Origin of the sequence: Novosphingobium rosa NBRC 15208, assembly GCF_001598555.1 — a bacterium.
Classification (GTDB): domain Bacteria; phylum Pseudomonadota; class Alphaproteobacteria; order Sphingomonadales; family Sphingomonadaceae; genus Novosphingobium; species Novosphingobium rosa.
In genome coordinates, this window is sequence record NZ_BCZE01000127.1 from 1 (window position 1) to 12,294 (window position 12,294).

Consider the following 12,294-nt stretch of genomic DNA (forward strand, 5'->3'; position numbering starts at 1 on the left):
AAAATCTGAAGCAGCGGGGCGAGGGGCTCGCGCGCTGCTCAGGGACAACGCTGTCGAAAACAAACAACGACCGCGCGCGACTGCGCGGCGATAAAACAGGGAGATACACATGATCCGTTTTGCGGCATTGCTGCTTTGCACCAGCGCTCTGGCCCAGACCGCCTTTGCTCAGGACACGGCTGCCCCCGATGCAGGCCCGGCCCCTGGCGAAATCGTCGTTACCGCGCAAAAGCGCGCCGAACGCCTGCAGGATGTGCCACTGGCGGTCACCGCTGTCGGCTCCGAGGCGCTGGCCACACGCGGCATCACCGACACCAAGGGCCTGACCCAGCTCTCCCCCACGCTGAGCTATCAGCAGGGCGCCAACCCCTCCAACTCCTCGTTCCGTATTCGCGGCATCGGCACCTCGCAGTTCGGGCAGGGCACGGAAAGCTCGGTTTCGGTGGTGCTGGACGGCGTGGTGCTGGCGCGTCAGGCTCAGGGCTTTTCCGATCTGGCCGACATCGAGCGGATCGAGGTGCTGCGCGGGCCGCAGGGCACGTTATTCGGCAAGAATGCCACGGCGGGCGTGATCAGCATCGTCACGGCGCGCCCCTCCAAGGAACTGACCGGAAAAATCAACGCAACGGTGGCGGAGAAGGGCGAGTATCACGTCAACGGCACGATCTCCGGCCCACTGTCCGATGTGTTGCGCGTGCGCGTGTCGGGCTATTACAACAAGGATGACGGCTACATCTGGAACACCACGCTGCAGCGCAAGACCAATGGCTATGAATCCTATGGCGTGCGCGGCAAGGTGGAGCTGGATCTGGACCGGCTGAACTTCCTGCTTAGCGCCGATTACAACAAGAACAATTCGCGTTGCTGCACCTCTGTGCTGATCCGCTCGGACAATGCCAATCTGAACAAGTTGATGTCGCCCGTGGTGCCCGGGCCCGACAACACGCAGGTGGCGGCCAATCTGGACACTGTCAGCACCACATCGCAGCAGACCTATTCGCTGGAAAGCCGCTATGATTTCGGTGGCGCCTCGCTCACCTCGCTGACGGCGTGGCAGTCGTATCGTTTCAACAACAACAATGACGTTGACGGGATCAACACCACCGTGCCGGTCTACACCGGCGGCGGCAGCAACCCCGCGCAGTTCGACGTCAACGGCGGCCCGATCCGCCTCGGCCAGTTTTCCGAGGAATTGCGCCTGTCCTCCTCGGGCAAGCGCCGCCTCAACTACACCGTCGGCGGCTATTTCTCGGATCTGACGCTGGACCGTGGCTTTGTGCGCCGCGTGGTCACCTGCTCGCCGCCCGCCGCGCTGGGGCTGGCGATCGGCGCGGCCTGTCCTGCCGCCTATCAGCAGGGCACATCGGGCAGCAGCAACGCGCACTTGCGCCAGACCCATATAGCCGGTTTTGGCCAGATCGATTATGCGCTGGTCGGCGGACTCAAGGCGCTTGGCGGGGTGCGCGTGCAGCATGAGACCATCTCGGTCTGGGGCGCCCAAGGCACCACGGCGCCCTTTGCCGGAGACAACAATGCCTTCAGCGGCGCGACGCTGACCAATGGCCGCACCGCCGCCTCGGATTCGGTGGTGACCGGCAAGGCGGGGCTGCAGTATGAGTTCAGCCGCAATTTCCAGAGCTATGCCACTTACACGCGCGGCTATAAGGGGCAGGGTCTGGGCACGGAATACACGCAGACCTTCAACAACAATGCGCTGGTGCTGCCTGAAACGGTCAACGCCTATGAGGTGGGCTTCAAGGGCAGCATGTTCGACCGCAAGCTGACCATCGCGGTGGCCGCTTTCCTTGCCGATTACAAGAATTTGCAGGTGCAGGCCAATCGCTCTGACCCCTCGACCAACACCTTCAACTTCGTGACCACCAATGCGGGCAAATCCACCACCAAGGGCGTGGAGATCGAGGCCACTGTCCGTCCTGACGAGCATTTCTCGCTCAATGCCTCGGCCAGCTACACCTATGCGCGCTTCGACGCCGATGGCATCGCCTGCCCGCTGCAAAATCAGGCTTCGGCGATCACCGTGGCCTATGGAGCAACGGCTCCGGCCAACGTCTGCTTCAAGGCGACGGGGGCGACGGGTGTCGTGTCGGGTGCGAACCAGAACATCCGTGGCGGCATCCTGCCCAACACGCCGGCCTTCCGCTTTACCTTGAACCCGCGCGTCGAGCAGGAAGTGGGCAAGTTCATCGGCTATGCCGATCTGGCGATCGCCTATCAGGGCGAGGTCAATTTCGCGCTGGAACAGGATCCGCTGCAGACCCAGAACGGCTATGCCACCGCCGATCTGACCGTGGGCCTGCGCTCGCCCGAGCGTGGTCTCTCCTTCTCGGTCTTCGTCAAGAACCTGACGGATCAGCGCTATTACACCACGATGGGCGCCAACTCGCTGCTGACCACGCAGGTGCTGACCCCCACCAACCGCACGGCGTTCCTGCCCAAGGGCGCCTTCCGTTATGTCGGCGCGACGATCGGCTATAAGTACTGAGCCAGGCAGCCATGGGGGCGAAGCCGGAGCGGGGCGACCTGCCCCGGCTTTTGCTTGAGCGACACGTGCCGGTTCCGGGCGTGACAAGGCGCAGGGCCCTTGCCATGCGCGGCGCGGCGGGCAATGGTTCTTCCCGGTAAAAACGGATGGGATGCAGGTGGCAACGATCAAGGATGTGGCCGATGCGGCGGGCGTGTCGTTCAAGACCGTCTCGCGGGTCGTCAATGGTGAAAAGTCGGTCGGCCCTGAACTGCGGGAGCGGGTGGAGCAGGCCATTCGCGATCTGGGCTACAAGCCCACGCTGGCGGCCCGCCAACTGGCGGGGCAGCGCAGCTTCATCATCGGCCTGATCGTGCCGCGCCTGGGCATCAGCTATATCGCGCGCATGATGATTGCCCTGGCCACGGCCACCCGTCAGGCCGGTTATCACCTGATGACCGAAGTGCTGGATCACGACGAGAATCATCTGTCGCTGTCGGGCAAGGTGGATTTCTCGGCGCGGCCGGACTGCGTGATGCTGACGCCCCCTTTCAGCAACGATCCCCGGCTGGTCGCCCATTTCGAGGCAGACGGCATTGCGGTGGTGCGCATCGCCACGGTGATCGAGGGCCATGGCCTGCCGATCCATGTCGATGAGGAGCCGATCACGGTCGAGTTGATGCGCCATCTGATCGCGCTGGGCCACAGAAGAATTGGCCTGATCGGTCCGCCGCTGCCGGTGCGTGCTTCGGAAATGCGGGTCAGTGGTTATCGCAAGGCCATGGAGGAAGCTGGCCTGCCAATCGACCCCGACCTGATGCTGCGCGGCGATTTCTCTTTTGCTTCAGGGGTGAACGGCGCCACGGCCATGCTGGCGCTGCCCGACCGGCCCACGGCGATCTTTGCCACGGGTGACGAGATGGCGGCGGGCGTACTGGCTCAGGCCCACAAGCTGGGCTACCGCGTGCCGGACGATCTGGCCGTTGCGGGGTTCGATGACTCTCCCGTGTCGCGCATGGTTTTTCCGGCTTTGACCACTGTCTATCAGCCGGTTCAGGATATCGCTCAGGCCGCTGTCGATGCCGCCGTCCATGGTCGTTTGCCGACTGCGCCTTTCGCTTATGAATTGCGCATTCGCGGGTCGACCAGCGGTGATCGCCAGCATTGCCTGGACCCCTATCGCTTCTAGCTTGCCGCATCGCTGATGTTTGGCTGCACCGCGCGTTTCCGATTGCCCGGAGCCTCGACAAGGTCTCGCCTCGCGCAGGTCCGGTTTTTCCGCCGATGGATTCGGTCGGCCAGCGATCTTGCGTCGATTAAATTGGTAAGATAAATAAAAGCGGCATGGCAGCGCTGCAGCGCATGCTTTCTGGCCCTTCGCATCCGCCTTCAGCCTGGCTTCCATCAAGGAGGAAAGGCCGTTTTTCAGATAAATAGCCTGTACTCGCGATGCCCCGCTCTGAAAATCTCACGCCTCCGTAAAATTGGACCGTCCTGATTTGACATACTGGACTTACCAGTATAGAAATTTTGGAAATCAAAAAATTGGGAGGAGGACATTCCATGCGTGGCAAGTCGATGTTCATGGCTGTCGTGACGGCCGGTGCCGTTGCGTCTCAACCGGCACTGGCGCAAACGGCGGCGCCCGCCGCCACGGGGGAGCAGGCGCAAGGTCTCGAAGAGATCATCGTTACGGCTCAGAAACGTGACCAGAACATGCAGAGCGTCCCGGTTTCGGTGACCGCCCTGACTGCGGATGCCCTTGCCAAACAGCGCATTGGCGCTTTCACGGACCTGACCCGCGCGGCCGCCTCGCTGACGATCACGCAGCAGACAAACGCCACCAGCTCCTCGATCAACCTGCGCGGCATCGGCACCTATGCCTTTTCCATCAGCGTCGAGCCCAGCGTCGCGGTGATCGTCGATGACATGCCGGTGGTGCAACAGGCGCAGGCCTTCAGCAATCTGAGCGATCTGGCGCGCATCGAGGTGCTCAAGGGGCCGCAAGGCACGCTGTTCGGCAAGGCCGCCAGCGCGGGCGTGGTCAACATCGTCACTCAGGATCCGACTGACCATTTCACGGGCCGGGCCAGCGTCACCGCCGCCACCGACAGCGATTACCGTGTGGAGGCGGGGCTTTCCGGGCCGGTTGGTGACAGCGTGGGCTACCGTGTCAGTGGCTTTTACCATTCCTATGCCGGTAACATGCGCAACCTGACCGATGGCAGCCTGCTGAATGACGAGGAATCCTATGGCGGGCGCGTCAAGGTCAAGTTCCAGCCCAGCGATGGCTTCAGCTATACGATCAATGGCAGCTATGCGCTCCTGCGCCAGGCGGGGACGGGCCTCACGATCCGCAGCATCACGCCCGGCAGCACCCCTATCATCCAGAACGTGGCCGGCGTGCCTCTGTCAGGCCAATTGGGTGGCATCACGCCAGGCGCGGGCAATTATGCAACCCGCGTCGATACGCCGGGCAGCACGATCAGCAAGACCAGCACGATCTCCGGGCGCGGCGTGCTGGATCTGGGTTCTGCCAGCCTGATCTCTGTCACCAGCTTTCAGGACTGGCGCTACAATTTCCGGGCCGATGTCGACGGAACGGCGGCTGACGTCAATGCCGTGCTGACCAATGGCGCGGTCCATGGTGGCATCGTTCAGAGCGGCCCCTATCACTCGACCTCCTTTACGCAGGAGTTGCGCCTTGCCTCACAGGGGAGGGGCCGTCTGAAATATCTGCTGGGCGCGTTCTATGCCGACAGCAACACCGACCGCAGTTTCCAGCGCGGCCCTGTCGCCCTGCTGTCCGCCTGGGACGGACAGGCGGGCAGCCAGAGCGCGGCAGCCTTCGCCCAGCTGGAATATGCCGTCCCCACCGGCACGACGTTCACCGGCGGGCTGCGCTTCAACCACGAGCATATTTCGGCCGCCTACACCAACACGCTGAGCAATGCGACGCCCGCCACCTGCGTTGCCGGCACAGCGGCGTGCCGGGGCACGCATAATGACGATGTCGTGACCTGGAAGGGGTCGATCTCGCAGCAGCTGCATCGTGGCGTGATGGCTTATGCCAGCGTGGCGACGGGCTATAAGGGCTGGGCCTATGACGTCTCCTCGGGCTTTACGCCCGCGCGGGCCAACGGCACGACCGGCCCGGTGAAGGCCGAGCATTCGACCGCCTATGAGCTGGGCATCAAGAGTCGCTTCCTCGACAATCGCGTGCAGCTCAACGTCACCGGCTTCTGGACGGATTACAACAACTTCCAGGGGCAATCGGCGGTTGTGGTCAACAATGCGATCCAGTTGGTGCTCAACAATGTCGGCCGAGTCCGCACCAAGGGCATCGAAGGCGAGTTTTCGGCCAAGCCGACCAATTGGCTCCGTTTCGATGCCTCTGCCGCCTATACCGAAGCGGGCATCCGCTCTTTCATGGGCGCTCAGGCCTACAGCGGCCAGCTGGCCTCCAGTGCCTCCTGCACCACGGCGGCGGCATCGGGTCTGTGTTCCTTCCAGGACCGTTCGGGCGGGCGACTGCCCAATTCGCCCCGCTTCAAGTTCAACATCGGCGCCACCGGCGAGGTGCCCTTGGGACAGTCGGGCGCGAAGGGCACCTTCACGCTCAACTATCAGCATCAGAGCTCGGTCAATTTCGACCTGCTGGGCAATCCGTTGACGGTGCAGGGCGCCTATGGTGTCCTCAATGGCAGCGTGGGGCTGGAGACAGGCAACATCACGCTGAGCCTGTTCGCCAACAACCTCTTCAACACCCATTTTGCCTCCAATCTCTCGGATTCTTTCAGCTCGATGGGCGGCACGGCGACCAATCCGGCGCATGTGATCAACCAGTTCCTCAGCCGTGATTCCCAGCGCTATGCGGGCATCAAGCTGGGCTATAAGTTCTGACCACCCTGCCTGGCATCGGCCCTGTCCATGACAGGCGCCGATGCCGGGACTTTTTAGCTCTGGGTTCGGCTCCCCTGACCGAAGCCCGGGCAAGCGGAGAAATCACATGAGGATGCGAAACGCTTTTCTGGCCACGCTGATGGCTTCCACGCCCATTGCCTCCATGATGGTCTGCGGGGGTGTGGCGCAAGCCCGGTCAGCCCTTGGCTGGATGGCGCCGGACATCATTTCGCGGCAGAAGGCGGCCACGTCCGACGCGGCGCGGGAAGCCGTCGCGCGGGAGCGAGCCCGCCAGTTGATCGCCGCCATGACACAGGCGCAGAAGCTGCAGCAACTGACCGGCAGCCAGCCTTCCGTGCTGCCCGAATTGCCGAATTGCTATGGCGCGCGCCATGTCGACGGGATCGCCGCGCTGGCCATCCCCACGTTCCGCATCACCAATGGTCCGGTCGGCGTGGGGCAGAACGATTGTGTCGCCCTCAGCGTGCAGAGCCAGCGGCCCAAGGATGGCGGGTTGTTCTTCCAGCCCTATTCGCACCCCAGCTCGGCGCAGGCCACGGCATTGCCCTCCGGCATGGCGGTGGCGGCCTCCTTCGATCCGCGCGTCGCGGCTGATTTTGGCGCAGTGATCGGCAGGGAGATGAACAATCTGGCGCTGCATGTCTTCGAGGCGCCGGGGATGAATCTGGCCCGCCTGCCCATTCTGGGGCGGAATTTCGAATATTTCGGCGAAGATCCGTTTCTGGCGGGCACCATGGCCGTGGCCGAGACGAAATCGGTCCAGTCCCACGGCATCATCGCCATGGCCAAGCATTTCGTGGCCAATGAGCAGGAAACCAACCGGATGACCATCCGCGAGACGGTCGACCCGCAGGTGCTGCGCGAGCTGTATCTCATCCCCTTCGAGATGAGCGTGAAGGACGGCAAGGTCGGCGCGATCATGTGTTCCTACAACTATCTCAACGGTCTGCCCGCCTGTTCGAACAAGCCGATGCTGACTGGCGTGCTGCGCGACGACTGGGCCTTCACCGGCTATGTCCAGACCGATTTCTTCGCGATGAAGGACACCGCCCTCGCGCTCTCGGCGGGCACCGATCACGAGATGCCCACCCCGCTCTACTGGACGCCCGCCAAGATCGAGGCGGCGCTCAAGGCCAATGAGCTGACCATCGCGCAGGTCGATACCGCGCTTGAGCGGCGCTACACACAGATGTTCAAGGCGGGGATCTTCGATCGCAAGCTGCAGCAGACCCCGCTCGATTTCGCGGCGGGCGCAAAGGCCGCGCGCGCCATCGGAACGCGCGCCGCGGTGCTGTTGCAGAACAATGGCGCCTTGCCCCTGCCGCAGACGGCGCGGACCATCACGCTGGTGGGCAAGGCCTCGCAGCCCTATGCGCAGCAGGCCATTTCGGGGGGCTCGATCCTGGGTAAGCCGATGGGGGCGGGCGGGGGCAGCTCCGATGTGGTGCCCCATGAGACGGTGAGCCCCATCGATGGCCTGCGGGCGGGGCTGCGGGCCATGGGCCGGGGCGATACGGTGATCCGGATGGTGCTGGTCGACGATGCGAATGCCTCGGCCACGGTGGATGGCCAGCCTGCCTCCTTCAGTGAGGCGCTTGCCCAGATCGCTGCCGCCGACAGCGTGATCGTGATGGCGGGCACCAATGCCGAGGAAGGCGCAGACCGCGCCACTTTCACCGCCAAGGACGGGAATGTGCTGGCCTCCGGCGCGGGCGCGGGGCTGTCGCTCGACTGGTATGCCGCCAAGCCCAACACCATCGCCACCACCGATCCGGCGGGCAACACCGCCAGATCGAGCCAGACCGTGGCGATGCTCAAGGCCATTCTGGCGGCGCGCTCCACCACCGCCGCAACGATGGCGCAAAAGACGGTGCTGGTGCTGAAGGACAATGCCAGCGCGGCGATGGACCCGGCTCTGCTGGGCGCGCAGGGCCCTTCCATCCTCGAGGCCTGGTTCCCGGGTGAGGCCGATGGTGACATCGTGGCCGATCTGCTGCTGGGTCGGGTCGATCCCTCGGGCCGGCTGCCGGTGACCTTCCCGGTTGCGGGCCATGGCTTTCTGGATGCGATCGGCGCCCCCCAGTTTCCGGGCGTGCATGCCGAGGGCGGTCTGCAGACCGTCACCTACAGCGAGCAGCTGAACATCGGCTACCGCTGGTACGATGCCAATGCGGACGGGCAATGCGCGGCGGTTGCGGGCCGCAATCCTTGCGTGGCGTTCCCCTTCGGCCACGGCCTGTCCTACACGCAGTTCAAGCGCTCTGCCCCCACGCTGTCGCGCGATGCGAAAAGCGGGGCCTATCGCGTGTCGGTCACGGTGACCAACACCGGTGCGCGTGCCGGGTCGGATGTGGTGCAGGCCTATCTGGCGCTGCCGACAAGCGCGAGCGCGCTGGGCGCGAAGCAGCCGCCAAGGCGGCTTGTCGGTTTCGGGAAGGTGGCGGTCGCGCCCGGCGCTTCGGCGCAGGTTTCGATCACCATCGATCCCAAGGCGAGCAACCATCCCCTTGGCGTCTGGAGCGAGGCGCAGAAGCGCTGGGTCATGCCTTCGGGGCGCTATGCGGTTCTGGTCGGCAACTCCAGCGCCGCCGGGGATCTCGCCGAGGCGGGGCATTTCGACCGCTGATCCGTTCAAGGCGATTTTTTTGGAGAGGATCGAACCCATGAGTCTTCGTCAGGGCCTTGATAGAAGAACCTTTTTCGGTGGGCTGGGCGGCGGCGTTATTGCCTCTGCTCTGCCTGCCCTTGCGCGGGCGCAAACGGCGATGCCGGGGGCATCCGGCGCGCCACGCCGTCCCAACCTCATCCTGTTTTTCATCGACGAATGCCGGGCCGACGCTTTGGGCACCTATGGCAATCCGGTCTGCAAGACGCCCAACTTCGACCGGCTCGCCAGCCAGGGCACCCGTTTTGCCGAATGCCATGTGCAATACCCGGTCTGCGGCGCCTCGCGCGCCAGCCTGCTCACGGGTCTGCCGGTTTCGAACACCGGCCATCGCAGCCTCTATTACTTTCTGCGCCGCGATGAGCCCAACATGATGCGCTATCTCAAGAACAGCGGCTATGACACTTACTGGTTTGGCAAAAACGATGCCCTTGCTCCGGAAAGTTTCCCGCTCAGCCTGACCGAATGGCGCGATACACCCGGTGGCGGGGTTGCGGCCATGCGCAACGGTCTGGCCTTCGATCCCAAGGCCCCGCTCACCATGCTGGTCGAGCGCAGCTTCGACCGGCGGCAGACGAGCGATTATCTCTTCCTGCAACAGGCGATCCGCATTCTGGAGCGCCGCGAAAAGGACAAGCCCTTCTGCATCTTCCTCCCCCTGACGCAGCCGCATCCGCCCTATTCGGCGCCGCAGGGCTTCGACAGGCTCTACAATCCGGCGGATCTGCCCGCGCTGGTGCCGCCCGGTCTGCCGCGCCGGCCATCCTATCAGGCGGAATTGCGCAAGGCCTACCATCTGGATCAGGCCAGCGATGCCGATCTGCGCCGGGTCCGCGCCACCTATTACGGTCAGGTCAGCTATGCGGACTGGATGCTGGGCGAGTTGATGGATGCGATGGAACGCACGGGGCATGCCGATGATACCGTGCTGGTCGCCAGCTCCGATCACGGCGATTACGCCGGGGATTACGGGCTGATCGAGAAATGGCCGGGAGCGCTGGAATCCTGCCTGACGCATGTTCCGCTGGTGGCGCGAATGCCCGGCGGCGCGCAAGGGCATGTCGTCAACGAGATGGTCGAGCTTTACGACATCATGGCAACCTTCCTCGACCTTGCCGAGGTCCGTGACCATCACGTCTTCTTCGCCCGCAGCCTGCTGCCGCAGCTCAAGGGCGCGGGCGGTGATCCGAAGCGGGCGGCCTTTACCGAGGCAGGCTATGACGTGTTCGAGCCGCAGGCCTTCGAGCCGCCGCTCAAAGGGCCGCCCTCGCTGTATTCGGCCAAGCATGATCTGCAGAATGAGAAGCCCGAAACCGTGACAAGGGCCGCCGCCATCACCACCCCGGCGTTCAAGTTCATCGGTCGCCCGGGCGGGCAGTCGGAGCTTTACGACCGCAAGAAGGATCCGATGGAAACCAGCAATCTGATCGACAGCCGCAGCCATGCTGGCGTGCAGCAGGCCATGATGACCCGACTGATGAACCACTATATCAGCACCACCGGCGTGCCGCCGAAAGAACGCGATGGCCGCGACGTGCCCGAATTCGATCTGATGTCGCATTTCGACGACGCGCAGGCCAAGGCTCAGGCAGTCCTCGACCAGTAAGGGCTTTGGGCGGCGATCCGATCCGGATCGCCGCCCGGGCCTGCTTCAGAGACGCGCGGTCAGGCTTTCAAGCGCCGCGTCCGAAGGCTGCCAGACGGAGCCCATCAACCCGTTTTCGCCAAACATGGCCCGCGCGATGCCCTCGCGGCCATGGGTGCGCCATGCGTCTGCCAGCTCTGGCGCGCGAGGATCCTCGACCAGTCGGGCCTCGCCCTGCACATGCCGGAGCCACGCGGCCAGAGCGGTCAACAGCGCCGGGCAGGGGCGGCCCTGCTGCCCGGCCGCCTCCAGCGTGGCCAGCCAGCGCTGGGGGATCTTCTGGCTGCCATCCATGGCGATCTGCATCAGGCGATGATTGAGCGTGGGATTGTCGAAGCGCTGGACAAGGGCATCGGCATAGGCATCGAGATCCTGCCCCGCCGCCGCCTCGATGGTGGGGGCGGCTTCCTGACGCATCAGTTGTTCGACCAGCACGCGCAGGGCAGGATCGCCCATGGCCTCATGCACGAAGGTGTGGCCCGCCTGCAGGCCGCAATAGGCCAGCGCCGAATGCGCGCCGTTCAGCATGCGCAGTTTGGCGGTTTCAAACGGCGTGACATCGGCGACGATCTGCACGCCCACCTGCTCCCAGGCGGGGCGCGGCCCGGCGAAACGGTCCTCGATTACCCATTGGCTGAAGGGCTCGGTCAGCACGGCGCCTTCATCGCGCAGCCCCAGTTCGTTCTCGACGCTTTGGCGGCCCTCTTGCGTCGTGGCGGGCACGATGCGGTCGACCATGCTGTTGGGGAAGGTGCAATGGGCTTGCGTCCATGCCGCCAGCGCGGGGTCGCGGGCGTTCAGATAGGCCAGCAGCAAGCGTTCCAGCTGACGGCCATTGTCCGCCAGATTGTCACAGGACAGCAGGGTCAGACCGGTCGCTCCGGCCTCGCGGCGCAGCGCCAGCCCTTGGCCCAGATAGCGATAGATGCTGCTGTCATCGGCTATAGCGCGGTCGAGGCCGCCCTGACTGTCGCGGCAATAGCCTTTTTCCGTGATGGTGAAGGTGACCACATGCGTCGTCGGCGCAGCCAGCAGGGCGGCGATCCTGTCCGGCTCCTCGGGTGCGAGGATGACCTGCGCAATGCTGCCGATGATGCGCAGGGACATGCCTTCAGAGGCTTGCTCGGCCAGCGTGTAGAGGCCGTTTTGCGGATTGAGCTGCGCCCCCACCGAGGTGCTGCGCAGCGAAACGCCGGCGATCATCCAGTCGCCCCCGGCTGTCTCCATCGCCCGGTCGGTGTACCAGGCCTGATGCGCGCGGGTGAAGGCGCCCAGCCCGAAGTGGAGGATGCCGATGGCCTTGGCGTTCCGGTCGTAGCTGGGCAGGGCCGCAGGGCCCAGCGTGGCTGCAGACAGGCGCCTCACAGCTTATAAGCCTTCTTGACCAACCCATAGGCCAGTTCCTGCGCCAACTCCGCCGCCTCCCAATCGGCGACGCGATGCTCGGCGACCAGCTGCGCGAGGAAGCCGCAATCGATGCGCCGCGCCACATCGTGCCGCGCCGGGATCGAAAGGAACGCCCGCGTGTCATCGTTGAAACCCACAGTGTTGTAGAAGCCCGCCGTCTCGGTGGTGGAA

Annotated in this window: 7 protein-coding genes; 5 read left to right on the plus strand and 2 right to left on the minus strand. The window is 64.3% G+C overall.

All coding sequences use genetic code 11. The features are described from left to right. Positions 1 to 109 precede the first annotated feature (109 nt). The 5 genes from SR3_RS29055 to SR3_RS29075 all read left to right on the plus strand — a co-directional run bounded on the left by SR3_RS29055 (position 110) and on the right by SR3_RS29075 (position 10,677). A complete protein-coding gene (locus SR3_RS29055; protein WP_068094526.1) occupies positions 110 to 2,503 on the plus strand; it encodes a TonB-dependent receptor in 2,394 nt (797 codons plus the stop codon). A gap of 157 nt (positions 2,504 to 2,660) precedes the next feature. Next, on the plus strand, positions 2,661 to 3,671 hold the full coding sequence (locus tag SR3_RS29060; RefSeq protein ID WP_169805741.1) for a LacI family DNA-binding transcriptional regulator: 1,011 nt from the start codon (positions 2,661 to 2,663) through the stop codon (positions 3,669 to 3,671). A 374-nt stretch (positions 3,672 to 4,045) separates the two neighbouring features. Continuing rightward, positions 4,046 to 6,385 (plus strand): TonB-dependent receptor, encoded by a 2,340-nt coding sequence (locus SR3_RS29065; protein WP_068094531.1) that lies wholly within the window; start codon positions 4,046 to 4,048, stop codon positions 6,383 to 6,385. 106 nt (positions 6,386 to 6,491) lie between these two features. Continuing rightward, complete coding sequence (locus SR3_RS29070; RefSeq protein WP_218018907.1) at positions 6,492 to 9,032, plus strand: beta-glucosidase family protein; 2,541 nt, start codon at positions 6,492 to 6,494, stop codon at positions 9,030 to 9,032. A gap of 37 nt (positions 9,033 to 9,069) precedes the next feature. After that, a complete protein-coding gene (locus SR3_RS29075) occupies positions 9,070 to 10,677 on the plus strand; it encodes a sulfatase-like hydrolase/transferase (protein ID WP_245654151.1) in 1,608 nt (535 codons plus the stop codon). Positions 10,678 to 10,722: 45 nt separating this feature from the next. On the opposite strand, the gene SR3_RS29080 is transcribed toward SR3_RS29075, so the two are convergent. Both SR3_RS29080 and SR3_RS29085 read right to left on the minus strand, forming a co-directional pair. After that, the gene (locus SR3_RS29080; protein ID WP_068094537.1) at positions 10,723 to 12,081 is read right to left on the minus strand and encodes a mannitol dehydrogenase family protein; all 1,359 of its coding nucleotides are present in this window, start codon (positions 12,079 to 12,081) and stop codon (positions 10,723 to 10,725) included. Next, a partial coding sequence (locus tag SR3_RS29085) for a glucuronate isomerase (RefSeq protein ID WP_407668224.1) occupies positions 12,078 to 12,294 on the minus strand: 217 nt, incomplete at its 5' end. The genes SR3_RS29080 and SR3_RS29085, both read right to left, overlap by 4 nt.

Coding starts and splice junctions, on each gene's coding strand:
- SR3_RS29055 (WP_068094526.1), top strand. CDS start 110: ATGATCCGTTTTGCGGCATTGCTGCTTTGCACCAGCGCTCTGGCCCAG.
- SR3_RS29065 (WP_068094531.1), top strand. CDS start 4,046: ATGCGTGGCAAGTCGATGTTCATGGCTGTCGTGACGGCCGGTGCCGTT.
- SR3_RS29070 (WP_218018907.1), top strand. CDS start 6,492: ATGAGGATGCGAAACGCTTTTCTGGCCACGCTGATGGCTTCCACGCCC.
- SR3_RS29075 (WP_245654151.1), top strand. CDS start 9,070: ATGAGTCTTCGTCAGGGCCTTGATAGAAGAACCTTTTTCGGTGGGCTG.